At 65.4% G+C, this 22,195-nt stretch carries 19 protein-coding genes; 9 read left to right on the top strand and 10 right to left on the bottom strand.

The window, feature by feature from the left end; genetic code table 11:
- Nucleotides 1-11 precede the first annotated feature (11 nt).
- The 6 genes from ACSHWJ_RS02430 to ACSHWJ_RS02405 all read right to left on the bottom strand — a co-directional run bounded on the left by ACSHWJ_RS02430 (nucleotide 12) and on the right by ACSHWJ_RS02405 (nucleotide 5,308).
- Nucleotides 12-1,259, bottom strand: a complete 1,248-nt coding sequence (locus tag ACSHWJ_RS02430; protein ID WP_218801289.1) for a hypothetical protein — start codon at nucleotides 1,257-1,259, stop codon at nucleotides 12-14.
- Between the two features lie 172 nt (nucleotides 1,260-1,431).
- Nucleotides 1,432-1,908 (bottom strand): hypothetical protein, encoded by a 477-nt coding sequence (locus ACSHWJ_RS02425; protein WP_017365864.1) that lies wholly within the window; start codon nucleotides 1,906-1,908, stop codon nucleotides 1,432-1,434.
- Between the two features lie 68 nt (nucleotides 1,909-1,976).
- Nucleotides 1,977-2,486 (bottom strand): DUF1269 domain-containing protein, encoded by a 510-nt coding sequence (locus ACSHWJ_RS02420; RefSeq protein WP_010960573.1) that lies wholly within the window; start codon nucleotides 2,484-2,486, stop codon nucleotides 1,977-1,979.
- 65 nt (nucleotides 2,487-2,551) lie between these two features.
- Complete coding sequence (locus ACSHWJ_RS02415) at nucleotides 2,552-2,947, bottom strand: hypothetical protein (RefSeq protein ID WP_432539237.1); 396 nt, start codon at nucleotides 2,945-2,947, stop codon at nucleotides 2,552-2,554.
- 1 nt (nucleotide 2,948) lies between these two features.
- Complete coding sequence (locus ACSHWJ_RS02410) at nucleotides 2,949-3,962, bottom strand: ribonuclease T2 family protein (protein ID WP_432539236.1); 1,014 nt, start codon at nucleotides 3,960-3,962, stop codon at nucleotides 2,949-2,951.
- Entirely contained in the window at nucleotides 3,959-5,308 is a 1,350-nt protein-coding gene (locus tag ACSHWJ_RS02405) for a UDP-N-acetylmuramoyl-tripeptide--D-alanyl-D-alanine ligase (protein WP_432539235.1), read from the bottom strand. Before ACSHWJ_RS02405 ends, ACSHWJ_RS02410 begins: the two co-directional genes overlap by 4 nt.
- Before the next feature lie 186 nt (nucleotides 5,309-5,494).
- Here ACSHWJ_RS02405 and ACSHWJ_RS02400 point away from each other — a divergent pair, with 186 nt between their 5' ends.
- A complete protein-coding gene (locus ACSHWJ_RS02400; protein ID WP_218801291.1) occupies nucleotides 5,495-5,770 on the top strand; it encodes a hypothetical protein in 276 nt (91 codons plus the stop codon).
- Nucleotides 5,771-5,777: 7 nt separating this feature from the next.
- Here the strand turns inward: ACSHWJ_RS02400 and ACSHWJ_RS02395 are convergent, their stop codons facing one another.
- Nucleotides 5,778-6,836 carry an N-acetylmuramoyl-L-alanine amidase gene (locus ACSHWJ_RS02395; RefSeq protein WP_228370296.1) on the bottom strand — a complete coding sequence of 353 codons (1,059 nt, stop codon included), beginning with the start codon at nucleotides 6,834-6,836 and terminating at the stop codon, nucleotides 5,778-5,780.
- A gap of 356 nt (nucleotides 6,837-7,192) precedes the next feature.
- Here ACSHWJ_RS02395 and ACSHWJ_RS02390 point away from each other — a divergent pair, with 356 nt between their 5' ends.
- Genes ACSHWJ_RS02390 through ACSHWJ_RS02380 form a run of 3 tightly spaced genes read left to right on the top strand, consistent with a single transcriptional unit; the run spans nucleotide 7,193 to nucleotide 11,864 of the window.
- On the top strand, nucleotides 7,193-8,404 hold the full coding sequence (locus tag ACSHWJ_RS02390) for an efflux RND transporter periplasmic adaptor subunit (RefSeq protein WP_218797647.1): 1,212 nt from the start codon (nucleotides 7,193-7,195) through the stop codon (nucleotides 8,402-8,404).
- Between the two features lie 3 nt (nucleotides 8,405-8,407).
- Entirely contained in the window at nucleotides 8,408-11,509 is a 3,102-nt protein-coding gene (locus ACSHWJ_RS02385) for an efflux RND transporter permease subunit (RefSeq protein WP_432539234.1), read from the top strand.
- Nucleotides 11,510-11,546: 37 nt separating this feature from the next.
- Nucleotides 11,547-11,864 (top strand): P-II family nitrogen regulator, encoded by a 318-nt coding sequence (locus ACSHWJ_RS02380; RefSeq protein WP_017365872.1) that lies wholly within the window; start codon nucleotides 11,547-11,549, stop codon nucleotides 11,862-11,864.
- A gap of 6 nt (nucleotides 11,865-11,870) precedes the next feature.
- On the opposite strand, the gene tsaE is transcribed toward ACSHWJ_RS02380, so the two are convergent.
- On the bottom strand, nucleotides 11,871-12,305 hold the full coding sequence (tsaE, locus tag ACSHWJ_RS02375) for a tRNA (adenosine(37)-N6)-threonylcarbamoyltransferase complex ATPase subunit type 1 TsaE (protein ID WP_010960582.1): 435 nt from the start codon (nucleotides 12,303-12,305) through the stop codon (nucleotides 11,871-11,873).
- Nucleotides 12,305-13,789 (bottom strand): NAD(P)H-hydrate dehydratase, encoded by a 1,485-nt coding sequence (locus tag ACSHWJ_RS02370; protein WP_432539233.1) that lies wholly within the window; start codon nucleotides 13,787-13,789, stop codon nucleotides 12,305-12,307. The genes tsaE and ACSHWJ_RS02370 overlap by 1 nt, the downstream gene beginning before the upstream one ends.
- An 83-nt stretch (nucleotides 13,790-13,872) precedes the next feature.
- On the opposite strand from ACSHWJ_RS02370, the gene queG reads away from it, so the two are divergent.
- Nucleotides 13,873-14,994, top strand: a complete 1,122-nt coding sequence (gene queG, locus ACSHWJ_RS02365; protein ID WP_432539232.1) for a tRNA epoxyqueuosine(34) reductase QueG — start codon at nucleotides 13,873-13,875, stop codon at nucleotides 14,992-14,994.
- Here queG and ACSHWJ_RS02360 read toward each other — a convergent pair.
- Entirely contained in the window at nucleotides 14,985-15,599 is a 615-nt protein-coding gene (locus ACSHWJ_RS02360) for a glutathione S-transferase family protein (protein WP_432539231.1), read from the bottom strand. The two genes, queG and ACSHWJ_RS02360, sit on opposite strands and share 10 nt — an antisense overlap.
- Nucleotides 15,600-15,857: 258 nt before the next feature.
- On the opposite strand from ACSHWJ_RS02360, the gene ACSHWJ_RS02355 reads away from it, so the two are divergent.
- The 4 genes from ACSHWJ_RS02355 to ACSHWJ_RS02340 are packed head-to-tail and all read left to right on the top strand — an operon-like array spanning nucleotide 15,858 to nucleotide 22,162.
- Nucleotides 15,858-16,904, top strand: coding sequence for a DUF2760 domain-containing protein (locus ACSHWJ_RS02355; RefSeq protein ID WP_306440580.1), 1,047 nt, complete (start codon nucleotides 15,858-15,860; stop codon nucleotides 16,902-16,904).
- The gene (locus tag ACSHWJ_RS02350) at nucleotides 16,901-18,877 is read left to right on the top strand and encodes an Hsp70 family protein (protein WP_282213387.1); all 1,977 of its coding nucleotides are present in this window, start codon (nucleotides 16,901-16,903) and stop codon (nucleotides 18,875-18,877) included. The genes ACSHWJ_RS02355 and ACSHWJ_RS02350 overlap by 4 nt, the downstream gene beginning before the upstream one ends.
- A 58-nt stretch (nucleotides 18,878-18,935) precedes the next feature.
- Nucleotides 18,936-21,689 (top strand): Hsp70 family protein, encoded by a 2,754-nt coding sequence (locus ACSHWJ_RS02345; protein ID WP_282213386.1) that lies wholly within the window; start codon nucleotides 18,936-18,938, stop codon nucleotides 21,687-21,689.
- Between the two features lie 35 nt (nucleotides 21,690-21,724).
- On the top strand, nucleotides 21,725-22,162 hold the full coding sequence (locus ACSHWJ_RS02340) for a nucleoside deaminase (protein WP_282213385.1): 438 nt from the start codon (nucleotides 21,725-21,727) through the stop codon (nucleotides 22,160-22,162).
- Nucleotides 22,163-22,195: the final 33 nt, after the last annotated feature.

Here is a 22,195-nt window from a genome sequence, read left to right as displayed (position 1 = left end):
GGCAGGTTTTTCTATCCCAGTATGCCGCGCTCACCGGTGACTGGCAGTCCGGCCGGAGTACCGCCGGCTGGCCGTTCCGCTGACGTTTGCGGGCTCTGCCGCTCTCGCCGCTGCGCATCATCCTTGACCGCCAGGACGCCGCGCAGTTTGAGCAGATTCTGCAGCGCCGCGTACCAGAAAGGCGCGCCGAGGCTGAGGAGAAACACCGAGAGAATGAGGCCGATCGGATTGACCTCATGCCATCGCTTCAGCCATCCCTTGCTGCTGCCCAGGAGGTTGATGAGACCGAGGTCTTGCAGGTATTCCAGGTCGGTTCCGACATCAGACCGCCCTTTGTCGGCGGGCGAGATGGAAGCCAGGGGCGGTGCCGCCGCCGCTGCCAGTACGCCCGGCGCGGCCGCCGGTTTGCCTTTGGGTTCGTCAGATCGGCCTGGCATCGCTGTCGTACCATCGGAAGCTTTCATGTGCAGAGGGGCATCGATAGACGGCGGCGGAGTTTTCGGCCGGGAGACCGCACTGGCCTTTTCGGGAGCGCCGGTGTCGCGCGGTCGCTGGTCCAGCGCGAAAGCCTTTTGGACCAGCGCGTTTCTGAGCCCTTCGTCGACGGACAGCCGGTTGATGATGTCGATGGTGTCGAGCTGGACCGCGACGACCACGACGGTCGAGCAGGTCACCGTGATCAGCCGGGTGGTGGCGGTAAAACGTTCGGAAACCCGGTCGATGGTCTGGTCGAACCAGCCGTTGATCTTGGCCACCAGACGGCTGTTGGCCTCCTGTAACAGCGCGATGTTGTGGCGCACGTTGGTCGCGAGTTCCGGATGGCTCAACTCGAGCTGCAAGGCGTAGGCACGGACGTTTTCGAGCGTTGTCGCCGGGTCCTCGATGCCGTTTTTTTCCAGCATCTTGGCGAGAATTTGTCTGGCGGAGTCGGACAGGCGGTTCTTGTCGTCTCTCGGTGTCTGGCCGCTAGCGATGTCCAGCAGCAGCTTGGTGAATTCCTCCCGGTGTATCGTGGCGCCGAGTCGCTGTCCCACGTGGCTGATCATGGGATGGGTGAGCAGGGCGCGGGATACTTGCTCCGCCATTTCGCGGCTCAGGCTGGGATCGATCTGCCGCAGCAGGTCGCCCAGTCCGCGTGCGAGATGTTTTCCCCGGGTGTTCGCCACATCGGTGATGAGCTGCGTCAATACGGTCACCGCCATGCTGGCGATGAGCATGACGACGGAAATCCCCAGCAGGATGTCGATGGTTTTCAGCATTGCCGAATCCTCCGATGGGCGGAAACCGCGGAAACCGGCGGCAAGGCCGGACCGTCCCTGGTTGTCGAACCGCTTTCCGAACGGGTGGCATCGCAGTTTAGCCGAAAATGCGTTCGCGGCGGCATTCCGATGCGTTTACTTCGCTCGAGCCCGATGCGAGGAGGCAGGAGGGCTAACCTCCCCGAAACTCGCGAAAGAAACGCTTGACGGTCTCCTTGAAGGCCAGTACCGCCCGGTAGAGCCGCGACTCCCGGACCAGCGCGTGCGCCCAGCGCAACAGCCGCATGATCCATTCGTAAAGCAGGGCGAACCAAGCGAACGACATGAGGGCCGGCCGCGTCAGTCTGAAGACCCGGGCGACCAGTAGCGTGCCCAGCAGCTTGGCGGCAAGTTCCAGCAGGATGCCGGCGGTCACGGCGCCGTGCACCATCAGTACCACCGCGCCGACGTTGAGGGGTGTGACCAGGGCCAGCGGGAGGACGAGGGCGACCAGTGCCGATTTCGGCGGGGCCTGCGAAAGCCAGGCATCGAAACGTTCCAGATGCAACAGGCGGGAGATCCATTGGCCGAAGACGGTCAGGAGATCCCAAAGCCATTCTTCGAACAGGACCAAAATGGCCAGAACGGACAGAAAAAACTGCTTTATCAAGGTCGGTCGATGATTGCGGTATGGACAGAAGGGGGCGGGCGGGCACGGATCCGCCCGCCCCCGGCGGTTCAGGCGGACAGGTTGGCCGAGCGGTGTTCGGCGAGGAGCTTCTGCAACGCTTCCTCGCTTTCCTTCGGCAGGCTGGTATAGAGGATCTCGCCACCGAACCGGGCCAGTTCGGGCTCGACCTTGTCCCGCGTGATGTTACGCAGCGCCATGAAGATGGCGGAGGTACCGGGCCGCATTTTCTCACTGATGTTCTTGATGAAACCGTCGTCGATCCCATAGTCGCTCAAGGAGCCGCCGATCGCGCCCGCCGCGGCCCCTACCGCCATGCCCGCCAGCGGCGACAGGAAAATGAGTCCGATCAGCGCCCCCCACAGAGCGCCGGACGTGGCGCCGATGGCGGTGAGATCCACCGCCTGATGGAGCTTGATCTTGCCGGATTCCTTGTCGCGCACCACGACGCAGGCGTCTTCGAGATCGACCAGGTAGCCGCGCTGCAGGCGTTTGAGCGTGGCCATGACTTCGGCGGCACGGAATTCGTCAGGGTAGACAATCGAGATCAGTTCAGCCATTCGTGGACTCCTTGATGGTTGATGGTCGAAGGGATGGAGCGAAGCCTCGGGACCTGCATCGGCCGCTATCGTAGCCCGATCTGCCCAGTCAGCGTGGCGGAAACGAGAAAGATTCCGAAGGCGAGGGCGATGAGCCCCCACAGACGGATGACGATGTCCGGCTGCCGGGCCCACCATTCGATGATCTTCGCGAGCCGGACGTGGCCGAGAAGGACGACGATCACGGCACCGGCCAGGGACAGGTAGCCGAACGCTGCGAGCGCCCGGGGGCAGGCCGAATCGGCGGCGGCCAGGAGCAGGGCGGCGCCGAGTGCCAGACGCAGGGCGGCAGCGTAGTGCACGCCTTTCGGCGTGGCCCAGAAATTCCTGGCGAGCTTGACGAAATCGGGGGGCCTGATCAACCCGAAAGCCCCGAAGGAGGCGATCAACAGGCCGAACATTGCAACGACCAGATGCATCATGTCACTCTCCTGCGCCGGTTCGGGTGGAAGGCGGTTGTCCCATCGGATCCAGTCGGAAACGGCTGCCGCAGTTCGAACCGCCGCTCTTGCCGGCCAGCGGCAACAGGGATCCAAGTCTGGCACCGGGTTCGAGTCCCGGAGGCAGGTTGACCCGGATCTCGACCAGCATGCCGTGCTCGCAGTCCAGCGAAATACGGTCACGGGCCCCTTTGCCCAAGGCTGCATCCAGTCTGGCAAGAAACTCTTCCGTGCGTATCGTCCGTCCGATTCGGTCTGCGATGAAATCCGCGATGTCGGAGCCGTTGAACTGGCGGGTCAGGTCGGCGGCCAGGGCGAAATAGGCATCGCTCGACATCGCGGTCTGGCAGGTGCCGTGCTTGTGCCATTCGTGACGTTCCAGGCACGAAGCGGTTCCCGGCATGACCTCGGCCAGAGCGGTTTTTCCGGCCGGATCGAGAGTGATCGGGGGGTAGTCGCAGAAATCGCGTCTGGGCCGTTTCACCTCTCCGCAGAAGCCGTAATCCGTGCCACAGCCGGACTTGTTCGGCCACAGGCCGTGGAGGCTGAAGTGGCGAGCGGGATAGGCCGCCGGATCGGTATGGCGGCATTCCGCCTTGTCGGGTTTGAGTTCGCAGAAAGCCGGCTCCCAGCTCAGCGCCAGCACGTAGGCGTCCACCGGGCCGGCAACATCGCATCGTTCAGCGGGCGGTTCGGCTGCCGCGCCCGGTTCCAGCCGGCCGCAGTCCCGGCTCACCCAGCGTTCGGGCGGATTGGCCGCGGGCAGCCGGAGCCGGTACCAGCGGGCGTCCTCCGGTCTGTCGGCCTCGAACACGGGATAGGCCTCACCTGCCGTGATACGGGCAGCGTCCGGGTTGGTCTGTTTGTTTTTCGAGACATAGGCCGGACAGTCCCGCAGAGCGGTGAACGTGCCCCCGGCCGGCACGGCCATCGCTGCGGACGGGTTTCCCAGCCACAGAAGCAGGCACAGGAACGCCTTGAAACCGGACGGCGTCATTCCGGTTTCGCCAGAGCCTTGACGGCGCGCTCCATCTGCATGAAGCGCGAGCCCTTGACCAGCAGCGTGGCCTCCGGACGGTCGGCGGACGCCAGGGCCGCGATGAGCTGGTCCATGGTGCCGAAGTGGTGGCCGCTGGTGCCGAAGGTCCGGACCGTTTCGGAGGACAGTTCGCCCAGAGCGAGCAGGGTGTCGATGTCGCGCTCGCGCGCATAGCGGCCGATTTCACGGTGAAATTCCGGGCCATGGACACCGACTTCCCCCATGTCGCCCAGCGCCAGGATGCGCGGCTGCGGAAAGCCGGCGAGCACGTCGATCGCCGCCCGGACGGAATCGGGGTTGGCATTGTAGGTGTCGTCGATCAGTCTCGCGCCGGTTCGCGTGCGCAGCTGGACGCCGCGGCCGGCGACGGGGCGAAAGGATTCCAGACCTCGCCGTATGGCCTCGGGAGGCACGCCAGCCGCCAGCGCAGCCGCCGTTGCAGCCAGCGCGTTGTGGACGTTGTGTTCACCGGCAAGCGGGAGATTGGCTTGCCAGCAGCCGGCGGGAGTCGTGATCGAAACTTCGGCGAAACCTGCGCTGGTCCGGAATGTCCCGCTGACCGTCGCTGTTCCGCGGCGTGCGAAATCGATTACCCGGCGCGTTCCCGCCAGTTTCCGCCAGATGCCGGCACAGGGGTCATCCGCGGGGAACACGGCGGTACCATCGGTCGGCAATGCCGCGATCACCGATCCGTTCTCGTGGGCCGTGGCTTCCACGCTGGCCATGAATTCCTGGTGTTCGCGCTGGGCGTTGGTCACCAGCGCCACGGTGGGTCGGGCAAGATTCGCGAGGTAGGCGATTTCGCCCGGATGATTCATGCCGAGTTCGAGTACGGCGATGCGGTGGCCGGCTTTCAGTTCGAACAGCATCAAGGGCAGCCCGACGTCATTGTTGAGATTGCCACGGGTCGCCAGGCGGCGCTCCTCGCCGAATGCGGCCGCCAGAATGGCGGCGATCATCTGGGTGACGGTGGTCTTGCCGTTGCTGCCGGCGACCGCGATCAGCGGCACGTCGAACTGAGCGCGCCAGGCGGCTGCGGCGGCACCCAGCGCTCTGCGACCATCGGGGACGATGATCTGCGGCAGGAGGGTGTCGATCCGCCGCTCCACGACCAGCGCCGCAGCCCCTCCACCCACTGCATCGGCGATGAAGTCATGGGCATCGAAGCGGTCTCCCCGCAGGGCAAAGAACAGCGAGCCGGGGCGGATGGCACGGGTGTCGGTCGAGACGCCGTCGAAGCTGGTTTCGGCATCGCCGCTCAGTTTGGCGCCGGGAACATGCTTTGCGAGTTCGCCTAAATTCATCGGAAGGTTTCATCCAGGGCGGAAAAAAAATGGCTTACCTCGTCGTGGCGGGTATTTTCACGACGTGGCGATTATCGCACGGCGTCGGGGCGGATATTGGCGGGCGAGGGAGACCCGCGGGATTCAAACCGATGCAATATAGTGCCGATAGACTGGCCGGCACAACAACATCGGAGGGGGTGTGTCATGCTCAGTCTCTTGGTTGCGCTCGGCGTCGGTGCATGGTTCTTTCACCGGGCCATGGTCCGCGGGCGGAATCCCGCCACGGCGGCGATCACCGGGATCGCGGCTTACTATTCCATCTATATGTTCGTCGACTGGAGTGTACGCCTGATTTACGGGGGTACCGTACATCCTTACGAGCGCCATGCCGATGGGACGGTCGAAGCGGTCGCCATAGTCGCGGGTGCGGTGGCCGCGATCGCGCTGGGGCTGGTCGTCGTCCAGGCCGAGGAGACCTGAACCCGGGCTATTTGACCACCTTGTCGGTCACCGATGCCGCCACCTCCTGGCGGACCGGCGGGCTGATGGGTGCGACCGTGGCCGGACGGGTCCGCTTCAAGTAGCTGCGAATCCCTTCGGCGAGCGCCGCGGCGATTTGGTCCTGGTAAGCGGGAGAACGCAGTTTCAGCTCTTCCTCCGGGTTCGAGATGAAGGCGGTTTCCACCAGGACCGAGGGCACGTCCGGCGACTTCAACACCACGAACCCCGCTTTCTGTATACCCGGCTGATGGATCGCATGGCTTTTCTGCAGCGCCTGGAGAATGCTGGCCGCGGCGCGGTCGCTGGCCTCCAGCGTGGCATTCTGAGTCAGGTCCAGCAGCACCGAGGCCAGAACTTCGTCCTTGTCTTGCAGCGCCACACCGCCGATCCGGTCCGCGGCGTTTTCACGGTCGGCCAGGCGGCGGGCGGCTTCGCTGGTGGCGCCGTGCTCGGAAAGCGTGAATACCGAAGCACCCTTGGCGTGCGGATCGTTGTAGGCATCGGCATGCAGTGACACGAACAGATCGGCGTGTTCTTTGCGGGCACGTTCCATGCGCTGCCGCAGGTCGATGAACTCGTCGTTCTGGCGGATCATGACGGGACGGATGCCGGGTTCGGCGTTCAACAGGGCTTCCAGCTTGCGGGCGATGGCCAGGACGATGTCTTTTTCCTGGCTGCCTCCGGCCCCCAGCGCTCCGGTGTCCTTTCCGCCGTGACCAGCGTCCAGGGCGACCACGAAGCGTTTGCGATGCGGTCCGTCTGCTGCTTTGGCCACGGGGGCCTGTGGCGGCCGGGACGCCGTTGCCCTGGCTGCCGTCACGTCCACGGTCAGGCTGGGGTTCCCCGCGTCGGTCACCGACAGCAGGGTCCGGTACTCTGCGGCGGGCCGCAGCTCCACGATCAGATCGAGTCTGCCGTTGGCCTTGCTGCGGGTATGCAGGGCGGCGACATGACGGTCCCCCGCCGGGTTGGGCAGTCCCGGCAGCGCTTCTACACCCTCCATCGCGACGATCAGTTGATCTGCCCGTCCAGCCTGCGGTTTCAAGCTGGCTCCTTTGGGTACCGTGAGCAGCAAGCGTGTTACGTTTGTCCCGGATTTCAGACTCACCGTGGCCTTCGCCGCCGGGTCCGCCCATCCGGCCGGCGACAGCAGCATGAGGAGGGCGAACAGGAAAGCAGCCGGAAAAGGATGTCGCATGGGTGGAAGGCGTCGGAACGGGCGCGGTAACGATACTCCGCGTGCCTGGGCTCCGCAACAACAGGTTCGGTATGGGGTGAACCGCGGGATCGAAGCGCGTATCGCAACCCGCTGCCGGGACACCCTCGCCGGCACGGATATAATGGGTCATGGCACGCTGGCTGCAATTCATTTTTTCCCGGATTTCTTGAGGAGTTGGCGATATGAGGTTTGCGTCGGTCGGGGGGGTGCGGGTGGCGCAGCTTGCCGGGACCGCGGTTTTTCTGTGGGCCTGTCAAGGCGAACCCGAACCGGAACCGGAACGTTCCGAACGGGTGCAGACAGACGTTGCGGCCACGGCGGCTCCGCGGGAAGCCGCGGAACCGGACGGGACGGTGGTGACGGCTCCTCCGGATCTGATGAAGCAGTTGCGGATCGCCGTGGTGTCCGAAGGTGAACTGCACGAGCCATTGCGGGTGCCGGGGCGGGTCGGGATCGAAGAATTCAGGCGCCTGGCCCGTATCGGTGCGACGGTGACCGGACGCATCACCCATATCGATGCCTCCGTGGGCCAGCGGGTGACGCGGGGGCAGAAGCTCGCAGTGTTGAACAGCACCGAGTTTTCCGATACCCAGCGGGCCTTCCTGAAGGCGCTTGCCCAGAAACAGTTGCACAGTGTGATCGTCGAGCGGGCACGCAAGCTCTACGAATCCGGCGTGATCAGCGAGATGGAATTCCAGCGCCGCGCCAGCGAGCTGTCACAGGCCGAAACCGAGTACAACGCCATGGCCGATCAGTTGCAGGTGCTCGGCATGTCGAGCGAGTCTCTGGCATTGCTGGAAAAGACCCGGGTGATCCAGCCGCTGGTGCCGGTCGTCTCCTCCATCGACGGTATCGTGATGGAGCGTCATGTCAGTCAGGGCCTGGTGGTCCAGCCGGCGGACGTCCTCTTCGTGGTCGCCGATCTGTCCCAGCTCTGGATCGTGGCGGAAGTGCCCGAACAGCAGGCCGAGTGGGCACGGCTCGGACAGCAGGTGGAGGCGGAGATCCCGGCGCTGTCGGACCGGCGGGTCAAAGGCCATCTGGTCTACATCGCTCCGACCGTCGATCCCGAGACACGCACCGTCACGGTGCGCATGGAAGTCGCCAACCCGGACGGCTCGCTCAAACCGGAGATGCTGGCGACCATGCTGATTTCGGGCAAGGTGAGCCGCTTGCCCATGGTGCCGGCGGAAGCCGTGGTCCGGGATGGTGACCGGGATGCTGTATTCGTGCCGGCGGGAGCGGACCGGTTCCGCCTGGTGCCGGTGAAGCTGGGCAAGGAGGTCGGCGGCCAGCGGCCGGTGCTGTCGGGTCTCTCGGCGGGCGATGAGGTGGTGACCGAAGGTTCGTTCCATCTCAACAACGAACGCCTCCGCAGGGAGCTGGAGCAGTAATCGGTGATCGAGGCTCTGTTGCGGGCCGCGCTCAAGCAGCGGCTGATCGTGCTGGTCGTGGCGCTGGCTCTTTTGGGCTTCGGTTTGGACGCGGCGCGCAAACTGTCGGTCGACGCCTTTCCGGACGTCACCAATGTCCAGGTGCAGATCGCCGCCGAAGCCCCCGGCCGCTCGCCGGAAGAGGTCGAGCGCTTCATCACGGTGCCGATCGAGGTCGCCATGACCGGCCTGCCCAGCCTCACCGAGTTGCGCTCGCTGAACAAAAACGGCCTGTCCATCGTGACCCTGGTGTTCACCGATGCCACCGACGTCTACTTCGCCCGCCAGCTGGTGATGGAACGGCTGATCGAAGTGGCTTCGCGCATGCCGGAGGGTGTCACGCCGGTGCTGGGGCCGGTGTCGACGGCGCTGGGCGAGGTCTACCAGTACACACTGGAGCGTCCGGACGACGGCCGGCGAGCGCTGACCTACGAGGAGCTGCTGGAGCGCCGCACGGTGCAGGACTGGGTGGTGCGGCCCTTACTCCGGACCATTCCCGGTGTCGCCGAGATCAATTCCCAGGGCGGCTTCGTCAAGCAATACCAGGTGTTGGCCAACCCGGATCGGCTGCGCCACTACCAGATCGGTTTGCGTGAGGTCTACGAGTCCCTGGCCCGGAACAACGCCAACAGCGGCGGCGGCATTCTTCCCCATTTCGCCCAGCAGTACCTGATCCGCGGCGTGGCTTTGATTTCGAGCCTGGAAGACATCCGCAGCATCGTGCTCAAGGAGATCAGCGGGGTGCCGGTGCATGTGGGCGACGTGGCGGAAGTCCGGTTCGGGCACGAGGTGCGAACCGGCGCCATCGTCAAGAACGGCTACACCGAGTCGGTGGCCGGGGTGGTGATGATGGTGCGGGGCGGCAACGCCAAGGAAACCGTGGCGCGGGTCAAGGCGCGGGTCAAGGAGATCAACGACAAGGGGATGCTGCCGGGCGGGCTCGAGATCGTGCCGTTCTACGACCGGACCGATCTGGTCGACGCGGCTTTGAACACCGTTACCAAGGCACTGACCGAAGGCGTCTTGCTGGTGATCGGAGTCCTGTTCCTGTTCATGGGCGAAATCCGTTCCAGCCTGATCGTGGTTTCCACCCTGGTCTTGACGCCCCTCCTGACTTTCCTGGTCATGAACCATTACGGCATCTCCGCCAATCTGATGACGCTCGGCGGCCTCGCCATCGCCATCGGTATGATGGTCGACGGCTCGGTGGTGGTGGTGGAGAACGCGGTGAGTCAGTTGAGCGAACGCCGCGACACCGGCGAAAGCCGAGTCCGCATCGTATTCGAGGCGACTCTGGAAGTCGGCATCCCGGTAATCTTCGGCGTCGGCATCATCGTGCTGGTGTTCCTGCCACTGCTCATGCTGGAAGGTATGGAGGGCAAGCTTTTCGCTCCCCTGGCTCTGACCATCGCCATTGCCCTGGCGATTTCGCTTGTGTCAGGGATGGTGCTGGTGCCGGTGCTCTCGTCCTATCTGCTCGAGCCCCAGGCGCATGCCGAGACCCGGATCATCGCCTGGCTCAAGCGCCCCTACGCCAGGCTTTTGCACTGGCTGATGCCGCGCGGGGTCCTGGTCTGCGTCGTGATGGGGATATTGCTGGCCGCGGCGCTGGCATTGTTTCCCTTTCTCGGCACTTCGTTCATCCCGACGCTCGACGAGGGGACGATCTCGCCCGGCATCACCCGGGTGCCCAGCATCGCCTTCGACGAATCGTTGCGAATGGAAATGGAGGCCATGCAGCGGGTCATGGAAGTTCCGGGTGTCAAGATGGCGGTGTCCAAGCTGGGCCGGGGCGAGAGCCCGGCCGACCCGGGCGGACCGAACGAGGCCGATCCGGTGGTGACGCTGGTGCCGGACAGCGACATGCCGGAGGGTTGGGACAAAGCTCGCATCGAGGACGAGATCCGCCGCAAGCTCGATGTGCTGCCGGGCATCCAGCTGGTGATGAGCCAGCCCATCGCCGACCGGCTCGACGAAATGGTGTCGGGCGTCCGCTCCCAGGTTGCCATCAAGCTGTTCGGCGACGACCTGTCCGTACTGAAGGAAAAAGGCGACGAAATCGCCAGGATTCTCAGGGACATCGAGGGCACCCGGGATTTACGGGTGGAGCGCGTGACCGGCCAGCAGTATCTCACCATAGAGGTGGACCGCGCCGCCATCGCCCGCCACGGCATCAATGCCTCGGACATCCACGACATCATCGAGACCGCCGTGGGCGGCAAGAAGGCCACAGAAATCTACGAAGGCCAGCGGCGTTTCGATGCCGTGGTGCGTTATCCGGAGAACTTCCGCAACAGCGTCGAGCGTATCCGCACGATCGCCCTGCTGTCTCCGAACGGTGCGGTGGTCCCGCTGGACGACGTGGCCCGTATCCGGCTGCAGGACGGTCCGGCCCAGATCAGCCGCGAGATGGGGCGTCGGCGCATCGTGATCGGGGCCAATCTGGAGGGCCGGGACGTAGGCGGCTATGTCGCGGAAGCCCAGGAAAAGATCGCCCGGCTGGTCGACTTGCCGGAAGGCTATTTCCTGGACTGGGGCGGTCAGTTCGAGAACATGCGGCGGGCCATGGCCCGGCTGGGCATCACCGTGCCGGTCACCATCGCGATGATCTTTTTCCTGCTGTTCGTGCTGTTCAACTCGCTGCGCTATGCGGCGCTGATCCTGCTGGAACTGCCGTTTTCCTGCATCGGCGGGATCTTCGGTCTGTTCGCGACCGGCGAGTACCTGTCGGTGCCGGCCTCGGTGGGGTTCATCGCCCTGTTCGGGGTTGCGGTACTGAACGGCGTGGTGTTGGTTTCCTGCATCATCGACCTGCGCAAGAATGGCTACGGTCAGTACGATGCATGTGTACAGGCCTGCATGCAGCGTTTGCGGCCGGTGCTGATGACGGCGTCGGCCGCATTGCTCGGCCTGATCCCCATGCTGTTCGGCACCGGTCCGGGTTCGGAGATCCAGCGGCCCCTGGCGATCGTGGTGATCAGCGGGCTGGTGTTCTCCACGGCATTGACCCTGCTGGTCCTGCCCACCGTCTATCGCTGGTTCGAGGAAAAGCGAATCGAGGCCTGAGCGCGAACCATAAAATCAGGAAACTTCGGGTGATGATGTGAAAGAGATCAAGGCTGTCATCCAGCCCTACCGATTGAGAACCCTGCGCAACGCTTTCCGCCGCATGGCCGGCTTTCCCGGCATGAGCGTGTGGCGGGTCGAAGGTTGCAGCTCGCACGAAGGCGAGGAGGTCCACGACAGCCTGCGCTGCGAACTGACCGATTTCTCGCACAAGGTCCGGATCGAGATACTCGCGGAAGAGAACCAGGTCGAGGAAATCATCCGGATCATCTACGAGAACACCCATTCCGGCCGGCTGGGGGATGGCGTCGTGTGGGTGACGCCGGTCGAGCAGGCCAGGCGGCTGAGCGAATGATCCTGCTCAGGTCGCTGTGCGCATGCCCTTTGCGGAGACGATCCGGACCGACCGGCCTCCGTCTTCCGGTTCCAGGTAAATCTCCAGATCGGGCAAGGGGAGGATGCCCTCGCCTTTTTCGGGCCATTCCAGGAAGCACAGGCTGTCCGGTCGGAAATAGTCGCGGATGCCCATCCACTCGAGTTCTTCGGGGTCGTTCAGGCGGTACAGGTCGAAGTGGTAGACCGTGCGGTCGCTCAGAGCATATTCCTCGACCAGCGTGTAGGTCGGACTCTTGACCGTGCCCAGGTAGCCGGCGGCGCGCAGATAACCGCGTACCAGCGTGGTCTTGCCGGCCCCCAGATTACCGTGGAGGAACACGACGCAGCCAGGGGCCAGGGTCGTCTGCAGGCGGGCGGCGAAGGCCAGTGTCGCCGCCTCGTCGGGAAGGTAGAGCAGCATCAGTTGATACAGGCGCGCAAGGCATCGATGAGGTCGCCGGCGAGGAGACCCCGCTCGCCGGCCGAGGCGGCCAGGTCGCCCGCCTGGCCATGTATACGAACCCCCAGACAGGCGGATTCGAACGGGGGGACGTGCTGCGCCCGCAGTCCTGCGATCACGCCGGTGAGCACGTCGCCCATGCCGCCGCTGGCCATGCCGGGATTGCCCCAGCGGGCGACGTGCGGGACACCATCCGGTCCGGCGATCAGCGTACCCGCTCCCTTGAGCACGGCGACGCCGCCGTAACGCCGCTGCAAGGCGGACACGGCGGCGAAGCGATCGCGCTGGACATCCGCAACGGCTACCCCGAGCAGGCGGGCGGCCTCGCCGGGATGCGGCGTCAGTATCCAGTGTTCGCATCGGCGCGGCAGCTTCGCCAGGAGATTCAGCGCATCGGCGTCGATCACCGCCGGTTTGCCGCAGTCGAGGGCTGCGTCGAACAACGCCTTCGCCCATTCGCCCTGCCCAAGCCCCGGACCGAGTGCCAGCACCGATGCGCGCTGCAGCAATGGCCCGAGCTCGCCGCCGGATTCGGCACCGTGCACCATCAGCTCCGGCCGGCCCACGTTCAGGAGGGGCGCGTGGGATGTCCGCGTGGCGATGCTGACCAGTCCCGCCCCTGTACGCGCCGCCGCCTCGGCCGCCATCCGTGCCGCCCCGCTGTAGCCGCATTCGCCGCCGATCACCAATACATGCCCGTAGTGGCCTTTGTGGGCATCCCGGCGCCGGGGCGGGAGGGTGAAGTCATTGCTCCGCAGCAAGCGAGAGGAAGGCGTTTGGGCCAGACGGATTTCCGGCGGCGTGTCCAGGTCGTCGAAGACGATCTCGCCGCAGTGCGCTGGGCCGGCACCGGTGAACAGCCCCTGCTTGAGACCGATGAAGCTGACCGTCAGGTCGGCACGGACCGCGTTTCCCATCACCGCCCCGGTATCGGCGTTGAGTCCGGAGGGGATGTCCATGGCGACCACCTTACCGGGAAAATCGTTGACGGCGTCGATGACGGCGGCGTATTCGTCGGTCACGTCCCGGTCCAGGCCGGTGCCGAGCAGGGCGTCGACCAGGATCTCGGCGCCTTCGAAGCCGGGTGGAATGAAGTTCAGCAGCGGCCCATCGGCGTTGCGGTACTCCGCGAACGCGGCGGCGCCGTCTCCCCGCAGCCGCTCGACCGGGCCGACAGGATAGGCGCGAACGTCGAAGCCCGCCGCCAGCGCCAGCCGGGCGATCACATAGCCGTCGCCGCCGTTGTTGCCGGGACCGCACACCACGGACAAGGTCTTCGCCTCGGGCCAGCGCCGGCGCAGTGCCTCGAAGGCCGCGGCCCCGGCCCGGTGCATCAGCTCCAGTCCCGGAATCCCCAGCCTGTCGATGGCATGGCGGTCCATGGCCCGTACCTGGGCGGCGGTGAAAAGTGCGGTGGGAAGGCTGTCGTACGAATGGGACGGCATCGGCTGGGTGAAGGCGTGTCGTGCGGAAGGTTGGGAAAGGCGCTATTCTGGCCGACTCCCGCGACTACGCCAAGGAATCTTGAGTGCTTCGTGCCGCCATTTCATCCCCAGACCTCGCCGAGCTGAAGGATCGCATCCGTGAATGGGGCAGGGCGCAGGGCTTTCAGCAGATCGGCTTCGCAGGCATCGACCTGGGCGGCCACGAAGCTCGGCTGCTCGACTGGCTGGCGGCAGGGTTTCACGGAGAAATGGACTACATGGCCCGGCATGGCTTGAAGCGCAGCCGTCCGGCCGAGCTGGAGCCCGGTACGCTATCGGTCATCAGCGTGCGGATGGACTATCTGCCCGAACCCATGCAGGACATGAAAGAGACACTGGCCGACCCGGCCGCTGCCTATGTGTCGCGCTATGCCGTGGGCCGGGATTATCACAAGCTGATGCGCCGCCGCCTGCAGAGGCTGGCAGCCACCATCGCCCGGTATGCCGGACCGTTCGGCTACCGGGTCTATACCGACAGCGCGCCGGTGCTGGAGAAGGCGCTGGCGGAGAATGCCGGGCTCGGCTGGATCGGCAAGCATACCAATCTCGTCAACCGCGAGGCCGGCTCCTGGTTCTTCCTCGGCGAAATCTACACAGACCTGCCGCTACCTCCGGACCAGCCGGCCACCAATCATTGCGGCCAATGCCGGGCCTGCATCGATGTCTGTCCGACCCAGGCCATCGTCGCCCCTTACCGGCTCGACGCCCGCCGCTGCGTCTCGTATCTGACCATCGAACTCAAAGGATCGATTCCGGTGGCGCTGCGCCCCGGCATCGGTAACCGCATCTACGGCTGCGACGATTGCCAGATGGTCTGTCCGTGGAACCGCTTCGCCCGGATGACGGAGGAAGCCGACTTTCTGCCGCGGCGGGGTCTCGACCGTGGCTTGCTGCTGGAGTTCTTCGGCTGGGACGAGGCCGAATTTCTGCGCTGCACGGAAGGCTCGGCCATTCGCCGCATCGGCCATGAGCGCTGGCTGCGCAACCTGGCGGTGGCCATCGGCAATGCACCGCCCCATCCGGACCTCGCCGAAACCCTGCGGCGACGGCTCGACGATGCATCTCCGCTGGTGCGCGAGCATGTGGCCTGGGGCTTGGAAAGACAAACGGAGACGGCTCCGGCCCTTCCTACCGGCGGCGACGGGGCAGTGCCGCTTCAGCGGTAGCCCTCCTCCCGCAGCACCCGCTGTACTGCCGGGCGCTCGAGCATTCGCCGGTAGTGCGCCAGGCAGTGCCCGGGCAGATCCAGCCCGAGCTTGTCCGCCCAGAATTCGGTGTAGAACAGCGCTGCATCGGCGATCGAGAAGGTGCCGGCCACGTAGTCCTTCCCCGCCAGGGTTTCATTCACGATCGCGAATCCCCGCTCGGCGATCTCCCGGCCCCGGGCTCGTACGGCCTCGCGCTCCGCTTCGTTGGAGGTGAAGCTCTCGGTGGTGAATATCCGGGCGAAGCCCTGCCCGTGCAGGGTGCCGACCACATAGGCCAGCATTTCGATGACTCTGGCCGCGCCTTCGGGATCTTCGGGCAGGAGCCTGGCTTTGGGGTAGGTACGCGCCAACCAATAGGCGATGGCCTGGAACTCGGTCAGCGCCGAACCGTCGTCGCGCACCAGCGCCGGTATCGTGGACTTGGGGTTGATAGCGAGGTACTCCGGCTTGCGGTGGTCGCCCGCCGGCAGATTCACGAGGTAGACCTCGAAGGGGATGCCCAGTTCTTCCAGCAGGATGTGAATGCCGGTCGAGTAGGAGCCGGGAGTCATGTAGAGTTTCATCGGTCGCGGTTCGCCAGGCAGGACTTCCCGAAGCCTAACCGACACCGTCTCCAGGACAAACTCCCAGGGAGGAAATGGCCTGTTCGCCAAATCGCCGACGGTTTCGCCGGTACGCTTGTAATGCCGGCGCGGCAGCCTCATATCGGCTCAAGGCATGAGAAGCGTGTCGACATGGCGTAAAATCGCACCCCCGCCGTTGCCAATGACAGAAGAACATTGAGTACCGAACGTTTGCATAGCCGGTGTGTGGCAGGCGCCATGCTCCTGGCAGCGCTGGGAGCGCCGGCGCTCCTCCGGGCGGAGGGCGAGTGGCAGCCCTCCACGCTCTCCGAGGCGACCTTGGCCAAGGTGCACGAGGCGGCCAAGGCCTACCAGGATTGTCTGAACGAAGCATTCCGTACCCATGTCGGCGAAGACGTCGATTCCCGCGTTCAGACCGACCGGATTTTACATGCTTGCGAAAACCGGCTGACTCCGATGAAGGCTGCGTTCGATGCCGAACGAGTGCCCGATTCGATCAGTGAGCGCTACATGCGCTCATACCGCACGCGTGGCGCCCGGGACCTCGTCCGGCTGCTGATGTCGGCTCAGGCCGCACGCGCGGCGGCGGCCGAGTCGGCGTCGGAGCTCTCGGCGACGGCCGATACACCTTCTCCCCATCCTTACCCCTCAGAAGGGAAACCCATGGAAATCGATCTGAATCTGATCCCCGCGAAATTGGACGCGGTGCATGTCGGCCTGGCCGCCGTGGTGGTGGTCCTGTTGCTGGTGCAAATCATCCTGCTGTCGGTGGCGGTGATCGCCCTGTTGCGTCGCAGACCCGAACCTGCCGTGACCTTTCAATCCTCGCCAGCGGTATCGGCAGCCGAGCCCGTGAAAGCGCTCGAGCCTGTCATGAAAAAAGAAACCGTGGTACTGAAGGAAACGACGCCCGACGCGGCCCTGCAGCTCCTGGCTCTGTTGCAGAAGGAGGCGCGTTTCATCGACTTCGTGCAGGAAAACATCGCCCACTACTCCGATGCAGAGATCGGCGCGGCGGCACGGGTGGTGCATGAGGGTTGCCGCAAGGTGATCGGCCAGGTCTTCGATCTGGCGCCGGTGCGCAGCGAGACCGAGGGCAGTCGTCTGACCCTGCCCAAGGGTTTCGACGCCGCCAGTGTGCGGTTGTCCGGCAACATCGTGGGCGAGCCGCCGTTCACCGGCACGCTGGTACACCGCGGCTGGAGGGTGGAAAACATCCGCCTGCCCAAGGTCGCGGAAGGCCATGATGTCCGCATTCTCGCCCAGGCCGAGGTGGAACTGTGAGTGAGACCCGCTATTCGGTCGGTATCGACCTCGGCACCACCAACAGCGTGGTGGCCTATGTGGACTTGAGTGGCTGCGACGGCGAAAAAGCGCCGCTGGAAATCCTCGAAATCCCCCAGCTCACCGCACCGGGCACGATCGGCGACAGGAAGCAGTTGCCATCGTTCATGTATCAGGCCCATGAAGCCGAACTGGCGCCGGGCGACATCGTCCTCCCCTGGGATGAGCGTCCCGAAGCCATCACCGGTGAGCTGGCCCGCCAACTCGGCGCCAAGACCCCGATCCGGCTGGTCGCCAGCGCCAAGAGTTGGTTGTGCCACAGTGGCGTAGACTGCCGCGCGCCCATCCTTCCAGTCCAGGCGCCGAAAGAGGTCAAACGGGTTTCACCTCTCCAGGCCTCGATCGCTTATCTGCGCCACATGCGCGACGCCTGGAATGCCCGCCATCCCGAACATCCCTTGAGCGAACAGGATCTGACCATCACGGTGCCGGCTTCGTTCGACCCGGCGGCGCGCGAGCTGACGGTGGAGGCGGCCCATGCGCTGGGTCTGCGCCAGGCGATCCTGCTGGAGGAACCGCAATCGGCGCTGTACAGCTGGATTCAAGCCAGCGGCGGTGGCTGGCGCGAACAGGTCAAGCCGGGCGACGTCATCCTGGTGGTCGACGTGGGCGGCGGCACCACCGACCTGTCGCTGATCGCGGTCACCGAAGCCGATGGCAACCTGGAACTCAACCGTATCGCCATCGGGGACCACATCCTGCTCGGCGGCGACAACATGGATCTGGCGCTGGCCTATGGTCTCAAGCTGAAGCTGGAAGCCGAGGGCAAGAAACTCGAGTCCTGGCAGGTGCAGGCCCTGATGCACGGCTGCCGGGATGCCAAAGAATCGCTGCTGTCCGATCCGGAGGTTTCCGAGGTGGCGGTGGTGGTGCCCAGCCGCGGTTCCTCGCTCATCGGCGGAACGCTGCGTACCGCGCTGACCAAGGACGAAGTGAACCAGACCCTGGTCGAGGGTTTTTTCCCTCAGGTGTCGATCGACGAGAAGCCTTTGGTCCAGGCCCGCACCGGCTTGACGACCCTTGGCCTGCCTTACGCCAAGGATGCCCGCATCACCTGTCATCTGGCGGCATTCCTGAGCAGACAGGTGAGTGCGGCCGCCGAACTGGAAGGTTTCGCGCCGGCCGAGGGCTCGCGCTTCATCCATCCCACCGCGCTGCTCTTGAACGGCGGTGTGTTCAAGGCCGAGGCCTTGGAACGGCGGCTGCTGGATGTGCTCAACGACTGGCTGCGGGCCGATGGTGCTCCGGAGGCGCGGTTGTTGCATGGCGCCGATCTGGATCTGGCCGTGGCCCGCGGCGCGGCCTATTACGGCTATGTCCGCAAGGGCAAGGGGGTACGCATCCGGGGCGGGACGGCGGCGGCCTATTACGTGGGTGTCGAAAGCGCCATGCCGGCCGTGCCCGGTTTCCCGGCCCCGCTGCAGGTGCTGTGCATCGCTCCGTTCGGCATGGAAGAAGGCACCGAAGCGGAGCTGCCGCCCGAGGAGTTCGGGCTGGTCGTGGGCGAGCCGGTGCGCTTCCGTTTCTTCGCCTCGACGCTGCGTCGCGAGGATCTGGTCGGCACGCGGCTGGAGGACTGGCGCGAGGACGAGATCGAAGAACTGCATGAAATCGAGGTGACCTTGCCGGTCGAAGGGAACCGAGCCGGCGAGGTGGTGCCGGTACGGCTGGCGGCGCGGGCGACCGAGGTCGGCACGCTTCAGCTTGAAGCCGTGGCGCGGGACAGCGGTGAGCGCTGGAAGGTCGAATTCGAGGTGCGCAGCGGCGAGAAACCGGTGCCAGCCTTCGATGAGGTGATTCCCGAAGCGCCTTATCTCGGTACCCTCGAAGCGCCCGCCGAATCGGTGGTGGAGGGGGATGCCGGCGGAGATGAACCGGCCGGGAAGAAGCCCTTCTGGTCCTTCAACAAATGAGTATCGATCGAACGGGACGGCGGCCGGGTTCGTCCCGCTTCGGTGGCCGATTTCACGCATGTCTTCCGCTGTGCCCCGCTACATCGTAGGCATCGACCTCGGTACCACGCACACCGTCGTCGCTTACGCCGATGGCGGTGATCCGTCGCGGATCGAACCGTTGTTCCTGGAACAGCTCGTCGCGCCGGGACAGGTCGCCGGTCGACCGCTGCTGCCTTCGGTACGCTATCACCCGGCGACGGGCGAACTCGCCGAAGCCGACACCGCCTTGCCCTGGCCGGTGGAGGAAACGGCACCGGGCTGCCGCCCGGTGATCGGTGAATTCGCCCGCCAGCTCGGGAGTCGCAGCCGTGGTCGGCTGGTCGCCAGCGCCAAGAGCTGGCTGTGCCACACGGGCGTCGACCGGACGGCCGACATCCTGCCGTGGGGCGCACCGGACGAGGTGCCCAAGGTGTCGCCGGTCGAGGCATCGGCGAGTTTCCTCAGGCACGTGCGGTGTGCCTGGAACCACCGTTTCCCGGCGCATCCGCTGGAAACGCAGGATGTCATTGTCACCATTCCCGCATCGTTCGACGACGCGGCCCGCGCCTTGACGGTGGAGGCGGCACGGCGGGCGGGCTTTGCGAATGTCCGTTTGCTCGAAGAACCGCAGGCAGCCTGCTACGACTTCCTGTGGACCCACCGCGGTCGGCTGGCCGAGACCCTGGAGGGTGTAAACCTCCTGCTGGTCTGTGACGTCGGCGGCGGCACCACCGATTTCACGCTCATACGCGTCGATGCCGGCGGGTCGGAGCCCGAGCTCGAGCGCATCGCCGTCGGCAATCATCTGATGTTGGGTGGGGACAACATCGACCTCACCCTGGCGCACCGGCTGGAGCCGCGGCTGACCGGGGCCGAGCGCAGCCTGTCCGCCACCGATCTGATCCTCCTGGCCGAACAGTGCCGGCGGGCCAAGGAGACGCTGCTGGCGGAGCAGGGACCGGAATCCGTGACCGTCACCCTGCTTGGCAAAGGCGGCGGCCTGATCGGCGGTGCCCGTTCCGTCGAGCTGAGCCGCCACGAAGTGTTGGAAGTCGTCCTCGACGGATTCTTTCCGCGGGTCGGGGCGGATGCAGTGCCGGAACGGCGTAGCGGCGTGGTCGAGTTCGGTCTGCCCTATGCGGCCGACCCGGCGATCACCCGCCATGCCGCGGCATTCCTGATCCGTCACCGGAACGATGCCGGCGGTGCCGCGCCGGACGCACTGTTACTGAACGGGGGCGTATTCCACAGTCCGGTGATCGCTGGGCGGATGGCAGAGGTCGTCGGCTCCTGGTGCGGGCGGACACCGGTGATGCTACGGAACCCGCGTCCCGACCAGGCAGTCGCCTTCGGTGCCGTGGCCTTCGGGCTGTCGCGGCGGGGGCTCGCCGTGCGGAGGATCGGCGGCGGTTCGGCCCGGGCCTATTATCTGCTGGTCGGCGATGCCAACGAACGGAGCCGCCGCGGCGTCTGCATCCTGCCGCGGGGCGCCGCGGAGGGCCAGGAGTGGACCGTCGAGCGGCGGAATTTCCTGCTGAGCGTTGGCCGGCCCGTGCGGTTTCACGTGTTTTCTTCCACCGTTGACTCGGGTCACGCGCCAGGCGACCTGGCGGTATTGGACGAGGCCGGATTCGGCGAGCTGCCGCCGCTGGCGGTGGCGCTCCAGGCCCGGGAGCAGGGTGACGTCGAGGTGCGCCTGGCCGCGCGGCTGACGGCGATCGGTACGCTGCAGCTGCAATGCGTAGCGGTCGGCGATCCGGAGCAGCGCTGGGACCTCGAGTTGCAGTTGCGCGGGGGAGGCCCCAGGCCGACGGCGTCCGCGAGTCTGCATCCGCGCGCGGCGGAAGCGCAGGAGCACATCGGGTTGATCTTCGGCAAGAAGACCCGCCAGTTCGGTCCCAAGGCCGTCAAGACCTTGCGCAACGATCTCGAAAAGATCTTGGGCAAACGGGAGGACTGGGACACCGCATTGTGCCGTGAACTGTACGCGGCCCTGCTCGAAGGCGCCCCGCATCGCCGCCGGTCGGCCGATCACGAGCGGCTCTGGCTGAGCCTGGCCGGTTATTGCCTGCGGCCCGGTTTCGGCGCGCCGCTGGACGATTGGCGGGTGGGGCAGGTTTGGAATCTTTATCCGCAGGGACTGCAGTTCGTGAACGAGGCGCAGAACTGGTCCGAATGGTGGATAGTGTGGCGGCGCATCGCCGGGGGACTGAGAGCCGAGGCACAGCAACGCCTGTTCGCCGATGTCGCTGGTTTCATCGATCCGGTGCGGGCACGGCGGGGCAATGCCGAAGCTCTGGCCAAGAAGCGCGGCTTCGAGGACATGGTGCGGCTGGCGGCTTCGCTGGAGCGTTTGTCGGCAGGCGATAAGACCATGCTGGGCGGATGGCTCGTCCAGCGACTGGACAAGGCGCCGGATTCGGCGGAGCTCTGGTGGGCTCTGGGCCGTGTCGGCGCGCGCGCGCCGTTCCACGGCAGCGCCCACAATCTCGTCGCCCGCGAAGTCGTCGAAGACTGGGTGGAACTGGCCCTGCAGCGGGACTGGAAAAGGCAGGGTTTCGTCGCTTTCGCCGCGACCCTGCTGGCGCGCCTGACCGGAGACCGCGAACGCGACCTGGACGCCATCCTGCGGAACCGGGTCGCGGAAAAACTGGCGGCCTCCAGCGCACCGGAAATCTGGCTGGAATTGGTGACCGAGGTCCGGGGATTGGACGCGTCGGATGAAAAGCGTATTTTCGGCGAGGGTCTGCCACCCGGTTTGCGCCTGGTCGACTCGGCGTGGGGCGCGTAGGGCAGTCGAGGAATTCGCGTTTCTGGGGAGATTCCATGGACATCTACCTGCAAGCCGCCATCGCCGAGGCCCGCAAAGGGCTGGAAGAAGGCGGCATTCCGATCGGCTCGGTCCTGGTGATCGATGGCGAGATCGTAGGGCGGGGCCGCAACCGGCGGGTGCAGAAAGGCAGTGCGATCCTGCATGCGGAAATGGATTGCCTGGAAAATGCCGGACGCCTGAGGGCCGCGGAATACCGCCGGGCGACGCTCTACAGTACCCTATCGCCTTGCGACATGTGCAGCGGCGCGATCCTGCTCTACGGTATTCCCCGCGTCGTCGCCGGGGAGAACCGGACATTCCATGGCCCCGAGACCTATCTCCGCTCGCGTAACGTGGAATTGCTGGTGCTGGACGACCCGGAGTGCGCCGCGCTGATGAAGGATTTCATTGCAGCCCATCCGGCGCTCTGGAACGAGGACATCGGGGCGTGAAGGCGCATCCCGTTGCAGTGAAAGTCCGTTAAT

It is taken from the genome of Methylococcus sp. S1M, assembly GCF_051295855.1.
Lineage (GTDB): Bacteria > Pseudomonadota > Gammaproteobacteria > Methylococcales > Methylococcaceae > Methylococcus > Methylococcus capsulatus.
The sequence above is the reverse complement of the archived record's forward strand: the minus strand, read 5'-3'. Positions and strand labels throughout refer to the sequence as shown.